Annotated in this window: 17 protein-coding genes; 14 read left to right on the top strand and 3 right to left on the bottom strand. The window is 45.5% G+C overall.

Translation table 11 applies throughout. The annotated features are described in order from the left end of the window. Positions 1-75: 75 nt before the first annotated feature. The 5 genes from CA267_RS05185 to CA267_RS05165 all read left to right on the top strand — a co-directional run bounded on the left by CA267_RS05185 (position 76) and on the right by CA267_RS05165 (position 6916). Positions 76-2235 (top strand): ABC transporter permease subunit, encoded by a 2160-nt coding sequence (locus CA267_RS05185; protein ID WP_075608478.1) that lies wholly within the window; start codon positions 76-78, stop codon positions 2233-2235. Continuing rightward, a complete protein-coding gene (gene pstA / locus CA267_RS05180; RefSeq protein WP_075608479.1) occupies positions 2228-3799 on the top strand; it encodes a phosphate ABC transporter permease PstA in 1572 nt (523 codons plus the stop codon). The genes CA267_RS05185 and pstA overlap by 8 nt, the downstream gene beginning before the upstream one ends. A gap of 10 nt (positions 3800-3809) precedes the next feature. Beyond that, positions 3810-4616, top strand: a complete 807-nt coding sequence (gene pstB / locus CA267_RS05175) for a phosphate ABC transporter ATP-binding protein PstB (protein WP_075608480.1) — start codon at positions 3810-3812, stop codon at positions 4614-4616. A gap of 23 nt (positions 4617-4639) precedes the next feature. Continuing rightward, positions 4640-5356, top strand: a complete 717-nt coding sequence (gene phoU / locus CA267_RS05170) for a phosphate signaling complex protein PhoU (RefSeq protein ID WP_075608481.1) — start codon at positions 4640-4642, stop codon at positions 5354-5356. 312 nt (positions 5357-5668) lie between these two features. After that, entirely contained in the window at positions 5669-6916 is a 1248-nt protein-coding gene (locus tag CA267_RS05165; RefSeq protein WP_408609416.1) for an inorganic phosphate transporter, read from the top strand. 47 nt (positions 6917-6963) lie between these two features. On the opposite strand, the gene CA267_RS05160 is transcribed toward CA267_RS05165, so the two are convergent. After that, positions 6964-7959, bottom strand: coding sequence for a universal stress protein (locus tag CA267_RS05160; RefSeq protein ID WP_232367600.1), 996 nt, complete (start codon positions 7957-7959; stop codon positions 6964-6966). A gap of 315 nt (positions 7960-8274) precedes the next feature. On the opposite strand from CA267_RS05160, the gene CA267_RS05155 reads away from it, so the two are divergent. Then, positions 8275-9183, top strand: a complete 909-nt coding sequence (locus CA267_RS05155) for a hydrogen peroxide-inducible genes activator (RefSeq protein WP_075608483.1) — start codon at positions 8275-8277, stop codon at positions 9181-9183. Between the two features lie 272 nt (positions 9184-9455). Next, a complete protein-coding gene (locus CA267_RS05150) occupies positions 9456-9806 on the top strand; it encodes a DMT family protein (RefSeq protein ID WP_075609984.1) in 351 nt (116 codons plus the stop codon). A gap of 137 nt (positions 9807-9943) precedes the next feature. Here CA267_RS05150 and CA267_RS05145 read toward each other — a convergent pair whose 3' ends face one another. Next, the gene (locus tag CA267_RS05145) at positions 9944-11146 is read right to left on the bottom strand and encodes an acyltransferase family protein (RefSeq protein ID WP_217358053.1); all 1203 of its coding nucleotides are present in this window, start codon (positions 11144-11146) and stop codon (positions 9944-9946) included. 105 nt (positions 11147-11251) lie between these two features. Between CA267_RS05145 and CA267_RS05140 the strand changes: the two genes are divergently transcribed. The 4 genes from CA267_RS05140 to CA267_RS05125 all read left to right on the top strand — a co-directional run bounded on the left by CA267_RS05140 (position 11252) and on the right by CA267_RS05125 (position 14257). Beyond that, positions 11252-11797 carry a LytR/AlgR family response regulator transcription factor gene (locus CA267_RS05140; protein ID WP_075608484.1) on the top strand — a complete coding sequence of 182 codons (546 nt, stop codon included), beginning with the start codon at positions 11252-11254 and terminating at the stop codon, positions 11795-11797. A gap of 335 nt (positions 11798-12132) precedes the next feature. Next, positions 12133-12675, top strand: a complete 543-nt coding sequence (locus CA267_RS05135; RefSeq protein ID WP_075608485.1) for an RNA polymerase sigma factor — start codon at positions 12133-12135, stop codon at positions 12673-12675. Further along, complete coding sequence (locus CA267_RS05130) at positions 12668-13339, top strand: hypothetical protein (protein ID WP_075608486.1); 672 nt, start codon at positions 12668-12670, stop codon at positions 13337-13339. Before CA267_RS05135 ends, CA267_RS05130 begins: the two co-directional genes overlap by 8 nt. Positions 13340-13354: 15 nt before the next feature. Continuing rightward, complete coding sequence (locus CA267_RS05125; RefSeq protein ID WP_075608487.1) at positions 13355-14257, top strand: hypothetical protein; 903 nt, start codon at positions 13355-13357, stop codon at positions 14255-14257. 610 nt (positions 14258-14867) lie between these two features. Here the strand turns inward: CA267_RS05125 and CA267_RS05120 are convergent. Beyond that, positions 14868-16325 (bottom strand): undecaprenyl-phosphate glucose phosphotransferase, encoded by a 1458-nt coding sequence (locus CA267_RS05120; protein ID WP_083638312.1) that lies wholly within the window; start codon positions 16323-16325, stop codon positions 14868-14870. 474 nt (positions 16326-16799) lie between these two features. Between CA267_RS05120 and CA267_RS05115 the strand changes: the two genes are divergently transcribed. From CA267_RS05115 to CA267_RS05105, 3 genes are read left to right on the top strand one after another with little or no spacing between them, the layout of a single operon-like run. Continuing rightward, on the top strand, positions 16800-18002 hold the full coding sequence (locus tag CA267_RS05115) for an outer membrane beta-barrel protein (RefSeq protein ID WP_075608489.1): 1203 nt from the start codon (positions 16800-16802) through the stop codon (positions 18000-18002). After that, the gene (locus tag CA267_RS05110; protein ID WP_075608490.1) at positions 18002-18547 is read left to right on the top strand and encodes a polysaccharide biosynthesis/export family protein; all 546 of its coding nucleotides are present in this window, start codon (positions 18002-18004) and stop codon (positions 18545-18547) included. The genes CA267_RS05115 and CA267_RS05110 overlap by 1 nt, the downstream gene beginning before the upstream one ends. A gap of 44 nt (positions 18548-18591) precedes the next feature. Next, positions 18592-20811, top strand: coding sequence for a GumC family protein (locus CA267_RS05105; RefSeq protein ID WP_075608491.1), 2220 nt, complete (start codon positions 18592-18594; stop codon positions 20809-20811). Positions 20812-20816: the final 5 nt, after the last annotated feature.

Below are 20816 nucleotides of genomic sequence, written 5' to 3'. Positions count from 1 at the left end.
CTTGATAATAACTATTAAAATACCACATCATTGGCGGCTAACCAGTGCAAATTGCGCAATTGTTGTGATGAACCAATGAAGTCTCCGACGACCCAAAGACATAAACAACGCCAGCAGAGGGATACCCGGCTACGGATTGTGGTGACTGCCTTTGGTGCACTGGTGTTGCTGACTCTATTGATTCTGATTGCGCATTTGGTGAGCCAGGCGACACCACTAGCTCTGCGACCGACGCTTACCTTAAACCACCACCTCTACGTGCCAGCAAAAGAGACAATTCTGGCCACTGCTGATGTGGCAGAAGGCGAACCATTAATTATTCGCAGTAGTGATTGCCGCATTTCTTTAAAAACCTTGGTGAAAAATACGCTTACGCCTTTTCACGATTATATACGTCCCTGCCAATATGCGCTAAAAGTAATCAGTGCTGCCGGGCAAAATTACATTGTGGACATTTCTCCTGCAGGTTTAGTGCGCGTGGTGGCGGTAAGAACATTGCGGTTACAGAATAACATCCCTGACAACCTATCCTCATTGGTCAGGATGTCAGCCGAAGCACCGGTAGTGTCCTTTGCTGTGCCTGAAGCTATTTGGAAGGATCAACAGTCATGGTCTGTTTTCCTCTCCGATGAATGGGCGGTTATTAGTATTACGACCCCGGATAACCATCATGTGCGCTGGATTAACCGCCAGAATCCCACCAAGATAATTGAACAAAATTTTCCTGTTGATTTAACGGTGTTGCCTCTGCCGGGCACGCGGCAAACCGCTGTGCTCACTCCTGAGCGGCTATCTTTTGTTGATATTCAACGAGGACTACAAACTTCCCAAAGCTTAAAGGAGCCCATTGTCTGGTGGCAAAGCCTGCCCAAAGACCGAACACTTCTGACGGCTTCAGGCACTGGCGAGATCACGCGTTGGATCTTACGAAATGAAGGTGGCAAGCTGGTGTACAGCCCCACTTACCGAATTCATTTGGCCGATAAGGAAGTGCCGCTGGCTGTGCGAGCGCATGCCAGTTCCAATGCTTTGGCTTTGCTGACAAACAACCAGCGTTTGCTTATATTAAATCGTGTAACCGGGGAGATTGTGTCATCGACTCCCTTGCCGCAGGCCGACACTGGCTTAGCCTGGTTTGGTAGAAAAATCTATTCGTATAATTCGGCTGCGGTGTCAGTGTGGAAGGTAAACTATTTATCGGGAATTACCACTTGGGCCTCACTTTTTGAACCGCAAATTTATGAAGGGTATGATAGTCAACAAACGGTGTGGCAAACCTCCAGCGCCTCGGATTATCAGGAAGAAAAATATAGCTTGATTCCATTGCTGGTCGGAAGCTTAAAAGCATCGCTTCTCGCTTTATTCATCGCGATCCCGGTGGCGCTGGGTGCGGCGGTCTATTCGGCTTATTTCGCTCACGCTAAATTGCGCCAGTGGATAAAACCTACTATTGAAATGCTTGAGGCCATTCCTTCGGTGTTGATAGGCTTCATTGCTGCTATCTGGTTAGCACCGATGGCAGAGCAATTACTATTTTCATTAGGTTTCTTTCTTGTGATTCTGCCGCTGATTCTGTTTTTCTTCGCGCTGCTACAGCACCGGCTGTCGCACTATTTCCCCAAACTTATGAAGAGCGGCACCGAGTTGCTGTTTGTTTTCTTTGGTGTACTGCTGCTCGGGTTTATCAGCATGAAATTCGCGCCGCAATGGATACAAGTTTTGGCGGATTTTATTGGCGTGTCGTCGCTTACCGCGGATTCTGACAGTCCATTAAGTAAAACCACTGTCGTCGTGGCAATTGCCTTAGGAATTGCAATTTCACCGAGTATTTATTCGTTGACGGAAGATGCCATTAGCGGCGTGCCAGAGCACTTGAAACATGCCTCTTTTGCGTTGGGAGCCACGCGTTTACAAACGTTACATCGCGTGGTGTTACAAGTGGCGTTACCGGGAATTTTAGCAGCCATTATGCTGGGGTTTGGCCGCGCTTTTGGGGAAACCATGATTTTGCTGATGGTGACGGGAAATACGCCAGTTTCCAGTTGGAGTTTGTTGGAAGGCTTACGGGCGCTGACGGCTAATTTGGCGATAGAATTGCCAGAAGCTGACGTAGGAAGTATTCATTATCAAATTCTTTTTTTCACAGCCTGTATTCTGTTCGCCTTCACATTCATAGTGAATACCTTTGCTGAATTGTTGCGGCATCGCTTACGGAAAAACGCTCATTATGGTTAGAGAATGGTTGGAGCGTTCAATTTCGCCGGTACAGCGGCAATCGTTTGTGATCAGCTTCACAGCGTTTCTCGCCACTTTGTTGTTAATGGCGTTGTTTAGTGTGCTCCTACTAATATTTGTACGCGGCGGCGCATATTTTTGGCCGACGCCGGTTTATGAAGTCGTTTTTACTCATCAGGCAACCGGTAAGTTAACGAAAGGCTATGCCCAGGTGCACAGTCGCTATCAGGAAAAAGGCGGGGAGGTATGGTGGTTACATTACTCCCATAAAAGCAGCCCGTATGGTTCTCAGGCGCGGGTGGAAAGAAAGGATGTGCAGTTCATTGAAGAAGCTGCAAACGCCGCGCAGATTACGGTAAAAGACGGGCGCACAGTGCTAGGACAGCCTGTCTTCCTGCAGGCACAGCAATCCACCCTGCCGCTGGCAGAATATCAGCAGTTACAGCAGCAGGTTGGGGAGCTCAGTGAGAAAATAGAACTCATACGAGCGCAGCAATTAGCTGGTATTCATCAGCAACTGGCAGATTTAGATACACGAAAAGTGGCTTATGATGCGCCTGCTCGCCAGCGGTTAAATGATGCCTTTCGTAAGTGGCAGGCAAAAATTGAAGTATTGGAGCGGGAGCGTGCAGGGTATCAGATGAGGGTGAGGCTGGCGGACGCCAGCGAGGTGCAGTTATCCCTTTCTGACATTGCCGATGTCACCTATTCCGGTAAATTAAACTATCTGGAAAAGTGGCAGGTAGTACTGGGGCAGATTTGGGAATTTCTCACCCAGTCGCCGAAGCAGGCGAATACTGCGGGCGGCGTATTTCCTGCACTTTTTGGTACGGTATTGATGGTGTTTCTGATGACAATCATAGTTACCCCTTTTGGTGTGCTGGCGGCGGTGTATCTGAATGAATACGCTCCGAATAATGCGCTTACTGCTATTATTCGCATCAGCGTGAGTAATATGGCCGGAGTGCCTTCCATTGTTTACGGCGTGTTTGGGCTGGGCTTTTTCGTTTACGCAGTAGGCGGTAATATCGACGCTATTTTCTTTGCCGATCATTTACCGGCACCGACCATGGGCACGCCCGGTGTTTTTTGGGCGGCGTTAACGATGGCGATACTGACGCTGCCGGTGGTTATTGTTGCCACCGAAGAAGGACTGAGGCGAGTACCGGAAGGATTGAAGTCAGGTAGTTATGCCTTAGGTGCGACAAAAGCGGAAACCATTCTTCACACCGTGCTACCCATCGCCTCGCCGGGCATTATGACAGGCGTTATTCTGGCTATTGCAAGGGCGTCTGGTGAAGTGGCGCCACTGATGCTGGTGGGAGCGGTGAAATTTGCGCCCAATCTGCCCGTTGACGGAGAATTTCCCTATCTGCACCTCGACCGCCAGTTTATGCACCTTGGCGTATTAATTTACGATGGCGCGTTTCATAGCCAGACTGATGCAAAGGGAGCCTCTATGATGTTTGCTGCCTGTTTGCTGTTATTGGTAGTGGTATTTGTGCTGAACATTCTCGCCGTACTCTTACGGACTCGCTTACGAAGACGGTACTTACAAGGCTGAAGGTTTAATTATGCTGAAACTATTCGACTATGACAGGCAGGATGTTGCTAATCTGAGTGACGATGAGACAGCGATTGCCGTCAACCAGCTCAATTTGCGGTTCGGTACTAAACATGTTTTGCAGAATATCAACATGCGTATTCCAAAGAATCGGATTACCGCCCTTATCGGACAAAGCGGGTGCGGTAAATCTACGCTGCTGGGAAGTTTTAATCGTATGAACGATCTTTATCCTTCCTGTCATTATGATGGTGAAATCATCATTAAAGGGCGCAATATCAATTATAAAAAGGAGAATGTGTCGCAGTTACGTACTCAGGTGGGCATGGTATTTCAGCGGCCAAACCCGTTCCCGATGAGTATTTATGAGAACGTTTGCTATGGCTTGCGCTTACAGGGAATTAAAGTCCGAAGGCAGTTAGATGATGCCGCAGAACAAGCATTAAAAGAAGCGGCACTATGGGATGAGGTTAAAGATCGGCTTTTTGAATCTGCCAATACGTTATCAGGCGGGCAGCAACAACGGCTGGTGATTGCACGTGCACTGGCACTCAAACCGGATATTCTGCTGCTTGATGAACCGACGTCTGCGTTGGATCCACTTACCACCTTATTTATTGAAGAGCTTATGGCCGGTTTGAAGAAGCGCTGCACGATTGTAATCGTTACCCACAATATGCAGCAAGCCGCTCGCGTTTCAGATTACACAGCATTTTTACACCAAGGCAGACTGATTGAATATACAGACAGCGACACGCTTTTTACCATGCCCGAGAAAAAGCAGACTGAAGACTATATTACAGGGCGTTATGGTTAATCTGCGGTTTTGAGGAAAAGACGATGAGACAGGTTGCACTAAACACCCATATTTCTGGCAATTTTAATATTGAGCTGGAAAATTTACGTAATTCCGTGTTGACCATGGGCGGGGAAGTTGAGCAACAGCTCATTGATACCCTCAGTGCGATTAAAACAAATAATGCCGGATTAGCAGAACGGATTATTTTAAACGATCTGAAAATCAATTCGATGGAAGTGCAGATAGATGAAGAATGTTTGCGTATTATCGCCAAGCGTCACCCAACGGCCAGTGATCTGCGTCTCATCATGACCGTAGCAAAAGCAATTACCGACATTGAGAGAATTGGCGATGAAATAGAGCGCATTGCGCGACTGGTAACCAACAACAAGTTGCCAGCGTCAGAGACCATCAAAAGCAGCATGTTGTTGATCGGAGACAGAGTCGTTGCGATGATGCGTGGTACATTTGACGCTCTTGCCAGACAGGATGAACAGGCAGCGCTGGAGGTATATGATCAAGACAACCGTATCGACAGCGAATATAAAAAGCTACTGACATTTACGAGTTCCGAAATGGAAAAGAGTTCTGCTGGAATGGAAGATTGGCTTGAGGTGCTTTGGGCCTTGCGCTCACTGGAGCGGATTGGCGATCGGTGTAAGAATATTTGCGAATATGTCGTTTACTTAAGCAGAGGGAGAGATGTAAGACATGTTCCTCTGGAGAACATTCAGCAAAAATTAGAGGGTTTATTTTAAACAACTTTTGTTATTGTCATAAATATGAAACATCTGGCGTTTTAATGTACGTTCGACGAATAAATTGTTTTATTTCGTCATTTTGAACCAATTTCCTCTATGGCAACTGCGTTGATTACGTTATTATGCGCCGCAGCCAAGACGAGAAAAGTATAATAATTGACCTATGCAAAAGCTCGGATATTTATTGTCAATGACTATTAATCACTGCCTTTATTGGCACACTTCACTTCGACGCCAACGGGTGTTCATCAACCCTGATCGCACGTAACTCAGGAGCGATTATCTGTGGAATTACTGCAAAACTATGGCATGATCCTCATCATCATGGCCGCTGTCGTAGGCTTCATTATGGCCTGGGGTATTGGGGCTAACGATGTTGCAAACGCTATGGGAACCTCGGTGGGTTCCAAAGCGTTGACTATCAAACAAGCTATTTTTATAGCAATGATTTTTGAATTCGCTGGCGCTTATCTAGCCGGCGGTGAAGTTACCTCTACGATTCGTAAAGGCATAATTGATCCCCTTTATTTTACTGAGCGACCAGATTTACTGGTACTTGGAATGATTGCATCACTCCTTGCTGCCGGTATTTGGTTAGGACTGGCATCATGGTTAGGATGGCCGGTGTCGACTACACATTCCATCATAGGTGCAATTATCGGGTTTACCGCTACCGGTGTCAGCATGGACGCTGTGTCGTGGGACAAAGTCGGCGGCATTGTGGGTAGCTGGATTGTTACGCCCGCTATCTCCGGGGTTATCGCTTACCTGATTTTTATGAGTGCGCAAAAGCTCATATTTAGCACACCTACGCCTCTGGCAAACGCTAAACGGTACGTGCCTTTCTACATGGGTCTGGCTGGTTTTGTCATGTCATTGGTCACAATCAAAAAAGGGTTAACCCACATTGGCTTAACATTATCGCCAGTTGGCGGTTACCTATTGGCGATTGGTATTGCTGTTTTGCTGGGTATCATGGGTAAATGGCTTATCGGCAGAATGTCTTATACACAGTCTCATGACGCCGACTTGCAAACTGCCAATGTGGAAAAAGTTTTTGCTATATTAATGGTAGTCACAGCTTGTTGTATGGCATTTGCGCATGGTTCTAACGATGTCGCGAACGCTATCGGTCCTCTGGCCGCAGTTGTCAGTGTCGTAAGTTCAGGTGGACAAATTAACGCCAGTTCTACGCTGGCACCTTGGATTCTTCCTCTGGGAGGCTTGGGGATTGTCGCCGGCCTTGCACTATTTGGTCATCGAGTCATTAAAACCATCGGTCAGGGGATTACCCATTTAACTCCTAGTCGCGGTTTTGCTGCTGAACTGGCTGCGGCATGTACGGTTGTTATCGCATCAGGCACCGGATTACCTATTTCTACTACGCAAACGCTTGTGGGTGCAGTGTTAGGAGTGGGAATGGCGCGGGGTGTTTCGGCGCTGAATCTGGGCATAGTGCGCAATATCGTGGTGTCGTGGGTTATTACTTTGCCGGCAGGTGCTATTCTCTCGATTATTTTCTTCTTTATGCTAAAAGGTGTGTTTGGCGTAGCGTAAGAAGCTTCAGAAATAAAGTTGAAGCCAGGCTTTCAGGCCTGGCTTTTCTATTTCACCGCTTTCTTTTTGGTGTTGACGGGTGTAATAAATCCTTCTGGTTTAATACCAATAACGGCACATTTAAGATGCTGAATGGTTTCCTCTGCGGTTCCACCCATAATGAACCCGGGAACACCTAGACGCGAAATTGTACCCATTACAATGGCATCCGCGCCCAGCGATTTTGCGGTAGCTGATATTTCTCTGCGTGGATAACCGTGAACAAGATGCGCATGCGGTTGGAGGTATTCCAGCACGCCAGGTTTCAACTCTTTTTGTAGCTCGAATAACAGTCTTTCAAGTTCATTTTCACGTTCTAAATGGATTTTTGCCAAATCCCGCTCCATGGCATCTTCATCGACACTGATAAATCCGTCTCGCAAAATATTTTCCGGAACGGCATCAAACACGTGAACAATGTGTAGCTGAGCGAATTCCAGTAAGGCAATTTGGGCGGAATAACGCAAGATATCGAGGTTAAGCTTTTTGCGTACAGACACTTCATGAGCAGGATAGTGATAATTTAAATCTATTGCGGCAACGACATTTTTGTACTGATCGGTTTGTCCACGGTGAATCACCCATACCGGGCAGGGGCACTTGCGAAATAGATGCATGTCGTCACTGTTAAACAGCCGTTCGACAAACGCAGACTCCGACAGTTTAATGACCAAATCGTGCTCATCGTTTACTACTTTGCTAATAATATCGACAAATGAATGACCCACGCAGACGACACCGCTCATCGGATACTGGCGAGACCATCCGGCTATTTGATCTTGCAGCCAGTCATTAGCTGCCGCGCCCATTGTATTACTGGATTCTAAATACGAAAAAGATTGCATAATCATGTTAGCGTTAGGCGGCAATGCTTCAAGCGCTAACATGATAGTAAGTTCAGCCTGGTGATTTTTGGCAATATGAATAGCCTGAGCGACAACCTCGTCTTGTTTGTGAGTATCATTTAATACGCAAAGAATATTCTTGAAATGTCCTTTCATCATCGCATCTCCTAGCTTATTTTAATTATAGTCTTCGCTTCCTAAAGATTTTTCGTACCCATAAACCGACTTAAGGCGGCATACGGGGGCGGTCATCAGGAGCTGTACCATGTTACTACATTATAGTTTTTATAAGCGCTACTGCTGCCATTCGTTGATGAACAGTTTATGACAATAAATGAGCATTTCTTTATCGCTAACAGCTGTCCTGCAGAATTAATACCATTGATGCAGCAATGACTAGTTTAATACGAATTGGTGCTTTTGTAATCCTTATGATAGATTACAAATCAAACTTTTAATCTAAAAGGTTGAGATATGAAATGGCCGAATCTCAAGCACCTGCACTACCTGGTGACACTACACCAGGAGCAGCATTTCCACCGCGCAGCACAACGTTGCAATGTCAGTCAATCTACATTAAGTACGGCAATTCAAAATCTTGAAGATCATTTTGGTAGTCAGCTACTAGAGCGGGAACATAAAACCTTCGTATTTACCTCGCTCGGACTTGATGTGGTGGAACGCAGCAAAATACTACTTCAGGAAGCAAGTGAACTGGTTGAGTACGCGCAAAATGCGGGCAATTGGCAACGAGGCAAATTGAAGCTAGGCGTGATCCCCACTATAGCGCCGTTTCTTTTTGAGGGAATGATAGGGGCGTTTAGCACCTTTCTACCCGATATATCGTTAGAACTTCAGGAAGATACCACCGACAACTTGTTGCAACAATTGGCCGATGGCAGGCTGGATCTGCTTATTCTGGCGTTGCCTATGCAAACGCCGGGTTGTAAACAAATGGTGCTGGGGCATGATCCCTTCCATTTAGTTGCGCATCAAGATCTTGCGTGCAAATTACCCGATCCTATGGATATTACTTCGCTTCCCAAAAACAGCATTTTTTTACTGCAACAGGAACATTGCATGACGGGGCATGCTGTTAGTGCATGTGGGCTGCAACACCGTGAGCAGGTAAGTAGTCTCGCTGCCTCCAGCCTTTACACCCTGGTACAACTTGCTAACAGCAAACTGGGCTATACGTTCTTACCCGAACTAGCATTAAATCAGAATATTCTAAGCAATACAGCGTTGAAGGCGCTTCCCGCTGAAGAAGAAGCGTATCGCGAGATAGGCCTGGTATGGCGTGGGGGAACTACTCGTATGCGATTATTCCGCCGCATCGGCGAAATTTTCTCTCCACTACTTCCCATTCCCACTTTGAAATGATCAGGAACAATCCGTAAGCCGACTTATCTCTTAATGAGGTGGCGGTAGAGTATTCGCCCCGAAAGAACGGCATCGGATAGTGGGATTGCTGCTATCCGAAATCGATAGCAGCAGAATCTTACGTTTCTTAGCCGAACTTCTGGAGCAGGGAAGCGCCAGCAGAGCCAACTTAATAACGCAACTACAAATCCTGTTTCCAGCAGCAAACACATCATGACTTTCTACTTATTTGACGCTAAAGTTAGCGCACAAAATGCAGTGTCGGTTCAATGATGAATCCCATAATTATCAGTGTTTCACTACTTGTTGTAAGTAATATTTTTATGACGTTTGCCTGGTACGCGCATCTGAAGGAGTTAAACCACAAGCCGTGGATTATTGCTGCGTTGATAAGTTGGGGAATCGCGCTGTTCGAATACCTGCTGCAGGTACCGGCTAATCGAATTGGCTATACAGCGCTGAATGTTGGCCAGCTGAAAATTCTGCAAGAAGTTATCACCTTGATGGTATTTGTGCCTTTTTCAGTCTTTTACCTTCGGGAACCGCTAAAGCTGGATTACCTGTGGGCTGGCCTTTGTCTGGTTGGCGCTGTGTATTTTGCGTTTAGGAGCAAGTTTGCCTAAGGCCAAAAGAGCGCGGCTTTCAGCTTTCGAGTGCGCCAATTGCGTTCGATTTAGCCCCACTAAACCTTCACGAAATTGGCTTGTCAAAAGTTGAAAAATTCTCGCGCTGAGTGAGCACATATCGATGCGGATTCGCATTACAGGTTTTTTGCCAACATAGACTTACGTAAAGGCCGCCGCGTTTCCCTTTTCAGCCCCACCAGTATCCGCAGTACAGAAACGCGTTTAGCCAGCGCGTAGCCGAATAAGCAACCCAGGCAGGTCAGCGCGATAATAATAACGCTTTCCACACCGGGAGCGATGTCAAAGGGCTTTAGCCACCAGGCAGCCAATACAATCAGAGTTTGATGCAAAATATACCAAGGCAAAATGGCTTGATTTGCGTAACGGATAACCGAGGAGGGGCGGTTGAGCCAGTAGCCGGCATATCCTGTCACGGCGAAGATCCACGCCCAGTGATTCAGTGATAGCAGGCATCCGTGAATGAATTTAATTATCAGCAGGTTGTCCAGCTGTTCCCCGACATTCAGCAGGCCTTGTCTGTCAACTAAGAGCCAACTGTATCCGGCAACCGCCAAAACTCCAAATGTCCTGCGGTTGGTGATAACGGCTTGCCACCAGTTGCCCTGTAACACGAACAGATATCCGGCAACAAAAATTAGAAAATATTTACCGTGATTGTACCCGTCATCAACCAATGCGTGTGTGACTGGAAAATGTTCACGTAACGCTACCCACACGCCTGCCAGCGCAACAACAATAACAATAAATGCGAGCCGCGGCGATGCATTGCTAAGCGCAGTCGATTGAGCCAGCTTCTTCAAAGGCACGCTCATTCCTGACAGCAAGAGGCTGTATACCCACAAATAAGGCAAAAACCATAGATGGTTCCATGTGAGTAGCCCAATGGAAGTGTGATGTTGCGCGAGTAGTGAAGTGCGGGGGTTAATATACTCAGCCCAGAATGCCAGAAAACCTGGCGCAATTGCGGATTGATTGCGTGCTTCAATATAAACTTGCGGTGCAACGATGACAAACATACCAAATAGCAAGGGGATCATTAAGCGTAAAGTGCGGTTACTGATCAGGCGCCAGCCAGAGTACTTATGTTCTACTAATGCTAAAGCCATGGCACTGATAAAAAACAGTAATGACATCCGCCATGGGTTGGTCAATATCATTAGGTTCTGTAAAAATTCCGACGTTTCGTCGCTTTTGATATGCCATTCCCAATCAGCAACATAGTACATTCCCACGTGATACAAAATGAGGATGCCAAAGGCCAGAGTTCTCAACCAGTCTACGTCGTAGCGACGCTCATTTACAGAATTTTTCATCATTGCGCTCCAAGTGATTTTTAGAACATACTGCGCGATGTAGTTACCTAAAAGTAGAGCCCTATTATTGAGTTGCGGGGTTTTTGTGATAAGCGGTGGAATAGTGGGATGAGCATTTTTGAGCGTTTTGATAAACATAAGACAGGTTACTGTTACTTATTAGCGGCGCTATATTTTATTGTCAATAATGGTATCAACGCTTCTTCTGTATGGATGGAATACAGCCGAAATGGCAGCCCCACCGTTGAGGTATGGGAGCCTGTGACCTGGGAGTATTCCAGTGCGATTTCAGTGCTTCTGCTACTGCCAGCACTTGCCTACTGGTTTGCCAGTAATCCTCCACGATTAGGTGATATCAGCCGACAAATTGTATTGCACCTAATCGGCTCGCTGATCTTTTCCATCTGTCACGTGGTCCTGATGGTGTGGTTACGTGAGTTGATTTACGCGCTTCGTTCAACATTGTCCTCCTTCACTGATCGATTCTCCTCGAAAGGCTTTAGCCGCATCCATCGCAGCCACATAATTAATAATCAAGCCATCGACAATATCCGTTATTATTCCAGTGGAGATGGAGAAGTTACGTTAAGAAGCGGTAAGATTCTTAGCTTGTCTCGTCGTTATAAAGATGACTTTAAACAAGCTTTTTGCTGACGCAGAGAGAGCGAGTAATTTTTAAACAATAAGTGAGGATTTCTTAGCCGAACTTCTGGAGCAGGGATGCTCCAGCAGAGCCATCAGTGATGATTTTACGGCATTTCGGCGAAGAAATTGTTGCTTAGTTTCAAGACTGCTGAATTTTTATTCATTCATGCTCTTGCCCAGATCGCTGACGTAATAGTCACTATCCGCTCAACAAAAAAATACTCTCGTAATCTGCGTGAACTTAATGTTGCGGTGGAAAAAATATAAAAAAGTTAAAACTTTTTCGGCCGCCCTCTCGACTTTCTCTACAAATGTAATAACAACATCACTCACAGGAACAACACGTGTTTGAAAAGCGCGATGAAAAACTCATTGAACAAGCCCTGAGTGGAAACAAGAAGGCTTGGCTTGCGCTGATAAAACGCTACGAAAAATCCATTTATCATTATGGAATTCGCATGACTGGAAATTCTCATGATGCTGCAGACTTGATGCAGGACATTTTTATTTCGGTCTTTCGTAGTCTGGGAAATTATCGCAAAGAAGGCAGCTTTAAAAGCTGGCTTTTCCGCGTCGCCCACTATCGCTGTATAGAGTTTTATCGGCGCAAACGCCCGGAACAGGGGATGGACGATGTTCCTGAACCTGTATGTGAAAATAATGGCCCCGAGGCAGATGTACTCAGCGATCGCGCCAGCGCGTCATTAATCAGGGCGATGCAGAAACTACCGCTGACGCAAAAAGCCATTGTGGAGTTGAAATTCTTTGGACAATTTACTTTTGATGAGATTGCCCAGCAGCTAGGGCTTTCTGCCAATACGGTAAAATCGCGACTCTATAGTGCATTATCAAAGTTGAAGCTGGATTTGGAGGTGGAAAATGCATAATTTGAAGTACGAAGCACTATTTGCAAAATGGTTGAATGGGCCGCTTTCGGATGACGAGCAACAGGAGTTTGAGCGTCTTTGTCTGGAAGATCCTGGCTTTGCTTCGCAAGTGGAAACGGCAAATCAACTGAATATGACCGCAGAGCAGTTTGAGTCAGTTCCTGTGCCTCACTGGCAGCGAGAAAACACTTTTCTGGTAGCAGATAAGCCTAAATGGTGGCAGTGGCAGGGACTCCCTGTAGCGTCGATGGCAATCTCTGCTTTTGCGCTGGTCTTAGTAATTACCGGCTTTCATGTAGAAGTAGAAGGCTCAAAAATATCTATGGGATTTAATTCAGCGCCCGATGAACAGGCTGTAGCGCAACTGGTCGACGAGAAACTCCACACCTATCAACAAGCCAATCAGGCACTTTTTGGAAAGTATGTTGATGCAATAGTGGCTCAGCAGAAAGAAGCCAGTACGCAACTTACCCAATACCTGCTGAGCTCAAGTCGGCAGGAAAGGCGTGAGGATTTCTCCGAACTGGTGAAGTTTATTAATGAGCAGCGTAGCGACGATCAACGTTTTTACGCCCGTCAAATAAACAAAATGCAGCAAGAAATTGATGTAATTGCAACGGAATATTCGCAACAGGATATTTCCCGACAAATGAATATTGAGTAAAGGCAGGAAACAGTGATGAAACCTCTGATATTAGTAACCTTGATGGGTCTTTCTACCGTGGCACACGCCGCCGGTAGATACCCGGAGTTAAATAAAGAACTCGAAATTATGACTGGTGTTATTGACACTGCTTTAAAACAAAGTGTCGAAAAACAAAGCATTGGCTACCGTTCGCTGGAATCACTTTATTTGGCAGGCCAAGGGGTCGTATTTACCGTTAATACCCATTCAGGTGGAATGGGAGTGAATTTCAACCTCTCCGATATTCTGGGAAACATTTCAGCTGCGCCTATGCCACCCATCCCAGCTTTTAATAGCGGGAATATGGAATTTGAAGTGGATAGCGAATGGGAAGACATTGCCGAAGACGCTGTTCGTCGGGTTGAAGAAGCGTTTAGAGAAACCAATGAAGAGATTCGCGACTTACGTGAGCAGGAACGGGAAATCGCGTGGGAGAAAAGGGATCTGGAGCGGCGAAAAAGGGATTTGGAATTTGAGATGCGCCAGGTAAACGGTAAACGCGTTAAAGATCTGGAGCGCGAATTAAAAGAGCTAAATACAGAAATGCAAACCCTGGCCACCCGCGAGAAGAAGTTGGCGACGTATGCAGAGCAAATGGAAAAAGAGCAGCAGAATCGCGTAGATAAACAAAAAGAAGCGCAAGAAAAAATGGTGAAGCAATTTCTTGCCAACTTTGAAAGCAGTGTAGGAAATGCGCTTTGTCGCTTTGGCGGCGGCATGCGCGAGCTTAAAGATAATGAAAACATTAATTTTGTTCTGAAGAATTTTTTTCGTGGAGACAACCGTGAATATTCCGACCGAATATATGTTTTTACGAAAGCTAACATACACAAATGTGTGCAGGAGAAAATTTCTTCATCAGATTTACTGTCGACCGCGTCTGTATACCAGTTTTAGGTGCCAAGTCATAAACCACAGCTACGTTGAGAAAAGAGCCACGGTCAGTGGTTCTTTTCATTCATGTTACGCCATAATCTCTTTCGGATCACAAGAATTAACATATCGTTAGCAATAGTTGGCATCTACGGTCAGAGGTATTTTGTATATTTTTCGAAACGTCAGTTTGACAGGAAAATATTACACAACGTAGTTTTATTACATAAGGTTACATATAGCCGCATCTGCTGCCGAAGTGTTGTAATTTTACTACAGTTAAATTTTTTTTAGTAAGTGTATTTAGCTTCCACCGACGCACTGCCTGGAAGTGAATGCCATCAATGGCGTGAATGGAACTGAAATAAGCAGCCTTGGGTAAATAAAATTTTTTATCGGAATGACCCAAAGTCATTCCTGATGGCGCTGCCGAAGTAGCATTGCTCGAAAGCCTGGTTAATCAACCCTTTTTTTAAAAAAAGTATTCGCGATCTTCCCCTGAGGTTTAGATGCTTGATTAAAGATCAGAGGAGTCAGTGGAACGCGAAACCAAAAAAAGCCTTACTGAGCAGGCATCTTCTCATCCAAATAAAAAAAGCGCTGGTATCAGCGCTTTTCCATAGAATATTTAAGCTTAATAAGCGTTTTTATCTGAAAATCCGCCGACTACTGTTTTCAGGATAATCTTGATATCAAACAGCACTGACCAACGATGCATGTAGTCCAGATCAAACTCCACCCGTTTCGCCATCTTATCGACTGTCTCAGTTTCGCCACGTAAGCCGTTAACTTGTGCCCATCCTGTAATACCTGGACGAACCTTATGACGCAGCATGTATCCGGTGATAAGTTTACGATACTGTTCGTTATGTGCAACTGCGTGAGGGCGAGGGCCGACTATGGACATTCTGCCCTGCAACACGTTGATAAATTGCGGTAGTTCATCGAGCGAGGTTTTACGTAAAAACGCACCTAACCGGGTAATGCGAGGGTCCCCTTTTGTCGCTTGTTTGACCACAGACCCATTATCCTGCGTAGTCATAGACCGGAATTTGTATACAGTGATCTCTTTCCCATCCAAACCATAGCGCTTTTGCTTAAAGATAGCAGGACCTTTTGAAGTCAGCTTAACGGCGGCAGCGATGGCTAACATAGGAATGGCCAGCAATAGTAAAATCAAACTGCTCACCACCACGTCTTCAATGCGTTTCAGTACATCATTCGCACCTTGAAACGGAGTATCGTAGACGCTTAGTGCCTGCACGTTACCCACGCTCTGCCAGCGAGAATTCAACAGACTATACATAAAGAAGTTAGGAATAAGATAAACGTTAGCGGTAGTATCACTACACTTTTCAAGAATCGCTTTAATGCGCTCTTCTGCTGCAGTGGGTAACGCAATATAGATATAATCTACTTTATGATTTTTCGCTAATTCGATTGCTTCATCAATATTACCCTGGATTTGGCTGTGAAAATTTTCGGATAAACGGTCTTCGCCGCGATCTTCGTAAATGCCTTTAAAATGAATACCTAACTGGTCGTTTTCCATCATCTGCAACGCCATGTCGTAGCCGATTTGAGTGGCACCGATTATAATTGCAGAACGACTATTTAAACCGCTGCGACGAACCGTGAAAAGGAATTGACGCATTATCATTCTCCAGCTCATCAGCAACAGTGCAGATAACATGAACCACAACAACACTGTGCCAGGGGCGAGGGTCATGCTATGGGAGAAGAAGTAGCCGATAGTTAACGTCACCGCAAAACTGATTATCCAGGTTATTGCGGCGTTTTTTAACATTGCGCTGGTGTGACTACTTCTCCATGAACGGTATAGATCCATAGCTTCAGCTGACAACTGAAAAGAGACTACATTAATAAACAGTAGCACCAGGCCTGTGGTTGTAAGCGTCAGGCCGTAATAAAAAACAGCGGCATAAAAACACACAGTAATGATCGATAAATCAATCAAGCGATATACCGTCGAAAAACTGCTTTGGTAATAGCCTGTGATACCACTTTTCTTCTCATTACCTGAAGTCGTGTTGCTATTTAGCGTCTGACTTTGCAGTAAATTAAATTTCATAACACGTTCGCTCCATCAAGTGGTAAACCAGGAAACACAAGGACTGTAGACACCACACACATATAAGTTCAAAACTTCTGGAAAACTGAAAAAGGCTTCTGAGTGGATATAAAGCAATAACTGTTCCAGTTGTTCTTGGTTTGTACAGAATGTTGATTTACAGGAGAGGGTGAGAGAAGATCATAACAAGCTATTGTGAAAGAATTATTTTGCTGTCCAGATGGCAGCCGATATAAGGGAAGCTACAAATAAAGTGCTAATTATAGTAATCATTTTTTCACGATCCTACGTTTAACTAAGGAAGTCGTCGTGCGAGCAGTAGACTCTTGGCATGTAAATAGCATGGCGTTCACCGAAGCCAGGAGCGGGTAAGAACAATCTAAACAGTGGCCTTTTTGGTAAGGGAGAATCTCCCCTACATTATGTTAGGCGACTTCAAGCTTCTGTTTATTCCATTAAAAATGCGGAGATACCATGTTTAAAAGGACTTCCTGTGTAGTAGCACTTTCACTTTTTGGAGCCTCCGGCGTTACCAACGCTCAGGAAGAAGGCAGAATTCAGATGGGCAACGTAGATTTTGTCCCCGATCTTACCACTGAACTTCTGCATATAGATAATGTAACTTACGCTAACGACAGCCAGGAAAATATCAGTAGCTGGGTTGGTATCATTTCGCCACAAATTAATGCTGTTACCGAGTTTCGTGGAAATGAAGTAGAATTCGGCTACCGAATCGAACGTGGCGAATACTTTTCCAGTGAAGCTGACAACTATACTGACCACTTTGGCCACTTGGCGGGTAAGTATGAAATTAATGACCGCAACCGTTTACGCGCCAGTGCGCGCTATGAAGATGGTCATGACGAGCGGGGCCGCCGCTATTCAAACGGGTTTGGTAACGAATTAACTTCACCCGATACCTATAAAAACTCCGAGGTTGATGCAACCTATTCTTATGGTGCCATGTCAGCGTTTGGCCGTATTGATATAACCGCTGGCTACGAAGATATGAACTATGACATGGACGACGGTGTGTATCTTTTCCGAGACAGAGAATACTTTAAGTACGGCGCGCAGTTGTTCTACCGGGTTGCTCCTAGCACTAATTTGGTACTAGATGCTAATCATCAGGAAATTGAATATGATGAGGCTGCCAGACCGGAAGCGACCTTAGACAGTAAAGAGAATAAAGTTCTTGCTGGCTTGACCTGGGATACCAACGAATATACCCGTAGCTTCGTTAAAGTGGGATATAAGCAGAAAAAATTCGAAGCAGTGGATCGGGAAGATTTTTCTGGGGTGGCGTGGGAAGTAGGCATGACTTGGGAGCCTATGACTTACTCTCAGTTTAAGGTGAATACTAAAGCAGATACCCGCGAAACCAACAGCGAAGCCGACTATATTCGTAGCCGTGATTATAGCTTGAGCTGGGAGCACTTCTGGATCGATCGGTTCTCTACCACGGCACAAGTTGCCTACATGACTGATGATTATATTGGAGATGTCGAGGATTTGCGTGAAGATGACACTACCCGACTGACATTGTCAGCAGATTACGAATTTCGCCGCTGGCTAAATTTTGGTTTGTTCTATCAAATGAATGAGCGAGACAGCAACCGTGACATTATCGACTACGACCGGGATGTCGTAGGTATCACTGCAAAGGTAACGTTGTAATGAAAATAGTAGTAAAGCTTATCGTCGCGATCACTCTGACGTTTTGCTTTCTTAACGCGTTTGCACAGGAAGGCAATTTAAGTATGTCCCACTACCGATTGGGTGTGGGCGATAAGATTCTGATTAACGTATTTGGTCAAAGCGATTTATCCATGGAGACGCGTTTACCAGACGTGGGTAAAATCAATTATCCTTTTTTAGGGGATTTGAAACTGGTGGGGTTAACCCTTTCTGAGGTGGAAAGCCTTATATACAATGGCTTGAAAGGCGACTACCTTGTCAATCCATCAGTGGCCGTTTCGATAATTGAATATCGCCCTTTCTTTATCGATGGTGAAGTGAAGCAACCTGGCGGATATCCCTATCAGCCAGGTTTATCAGTGAATAAAGCCGCAGCACTGGCTGGTGGTTATACAGAACGCGCCTCTCGTTCTGATATTCAGATTGTGCGGGAAAAAGACGGCAAGCAGATTTCAATGGAAGTCAGCGTTAGTCACCAGATCCAACCCGGTGACATTATTACCATTCCACAGCGCTTTTTCTAATTGAACAGCCAGCGCTTGTATAGCAAGAGGACGAAGGAATAGCTATGTCTATAAAAATGAGGGATCAGCTTCAGGCTAATATTCTCGACGATGAAACCATCGATTTTGCACATTACTGGCAAGTTTTTAAGCGGTATGCAGGTCGTATCATCGTACTGGCGATTTTGTTTACTTTACTCGTAGCCCTGGTGGTCATGAAGATGACGCCTATTTACTCAGCTACCGCGAGTCTGTTAATTGAATCTCAGCCTGCCAACGTGATGTCTATTGAAGAGATATACAAATCTGACACCACCCGTAAAGATTATATGCAGACCCAATACGAAATCATTCAGTCGCGCCAAGTGGCGTCTCGCGCTGTAGATGAACTTGATTTGGCCAACGATCCCGTTTTTATGCCACCTTCGGATGGTGGAATCGCAATTCTAAATAAAGCTAAAAACTGGATTAAATCTGCCATTCCTTTCTTACCAAAGCAGGAAAAAACCGAACTCACGGAAGAGCAACGTGCCGATAAACGTCGTCAGGCAGCAATTAATAAATTGATGCGGTCCATTAAAGTGTCTTTGGTAGACAATACTCAGGTAATTGAAATAACCGCCATTAGCGATTCACCACAGTTAGCGGCACAAATTGCCAATACAATGGGCGACGTTTATATAGAAAATTATCTGCAGGCTAAAGTTGACATGACCACCAAGGCGACGTCATTTTTAACAGAAAGTATGGATGGTCTGCGTGATAAACTGGCTGAAGCAGAGAAAAAGCTGTCGGAATTTTACGAAGATAACCAGTTGGTCAATTTGAGTAATGGTGTGGTGGGATTAACTGCTGAAGAACTGGAGCAACTCAGTGATCAGCTTATTGACGCGCAAACTACACTCAAGCAGAATCGCACAATTTATGAGCAAACGCAGCGCAATGGTGCAGATTATGGTGCGCTGGCGAGATTACCTGAAGTGCTTAACCACCCCAATATTCAAAGTGTCCGCAGGCAAGAAGCGGCGGCATTGAGCCGGGTATCAGAACTTAGCAAGGTGTACGGAGCGAAACATCCGCAGATGGTAGCGGCTAATGCCGAACTGGCATCAGTCCGAGACACGCTACAAACGCAAATCCGCGATCTTATTTCCAGTATTACTACACAATTTCGCGCCGCGCAGGAGCGGGTTGCCACGTTGCAGGAAGAAGTTTCTACCGTTAAAGCGGAGTATCGCAAGTTATCTAATTTAGAAAACCAGCGCCGCGCATTGCAACGCGATGTGGACATAAATCAACAACTGTACAACTCGATGTTTACCCGCTTAAAAGAAACCAGTGAAATTGGTGGCTTTGAATCGGTTAACGCGCGCATTCTTGACCCTGCTGTGCCGCCTAATAACCCTACCGCGCCTAATAAATCTTTGTTAATTGGAGCCGCACTGGTAGTGAGTTTTGGATTCGGCGTGCTGCTGGCCTTTGTACTTGAAGCACTCAACAGTGGTGTACGTTCCGTGGATGATGTTGAGAAGAAGCTGGGGCAGCGTATGCTAGGCTTAATTCCCATCTTGGTTCAAAAGCGCAAAGAAGATGTACCGCTTCGGGCTTTCTTCGACAACAAGTTTCATCAGTTCAGCGAAGCGGTGCGTACCTTGCGTACCAGTTTATCGCTTATCAATATTGAAAAGCAGAACCAAGCGATTCTGGTTACCTCAAGTGTGCCGAAGGAAGGGAAAACTACCGTGTCCATTAACCTGGCATTTGCTTTGGGACAGTTAGATAAAACGATTTTGATTGATGCAGATTTACGTCGCCCTGCTGTGGGCAAACGGTTCAATGTTCCAAATTATCAGCCAGGGCTGTCAAACCTGACAATGAAAACCCATTCTTTGGATGAATGTCTGGTACATGATGAGCAATCGGGCATTGATCTTATTTGCGCCGGAAGCATTCCGTCAAACCCGCAAGAACTTCTTGCCGGTGATGGCTTCCGTGCTCTTATCAATTATTTGAAAAAGCATTATAAATATGTTGTCGTTGATACGGCACCTACGCAAGCGGTAAGTGATGCTATGGTGGTGTCTAAATCCTGTGATTCCGTAATTTATGTTGTGCGGGCAGACAGTACCAGCGAGAAAATGATTAAGAATGGTTTGGGCCGTTTTCTTCAGGTGGGTCACCGCGTCGATGGTGTGGTGCTGAACCAGGTAGATTTACGCAAATCAGATGTTTCTGAGCGGTATGGCGGTTTCTACGATCAGTATGGTTACAATGCCCATAGCTAAAGTTG

The sequence above is a fragment of the Alteromonas pelagimontana genome, assembly GCF_002499975.2.
Lineage (GTDB): Bacteria > Pseudomonadota > Gammaproteobacteria > Enterobacterales > Alteromonadaceae > Alteromonas > Alteromonas pelagimontana.
The sequence above is the reverse complement of the archived record's forward strand: the minus strand, read 5'-3'. Positions and strand labels throughout refer to the sequence as shown.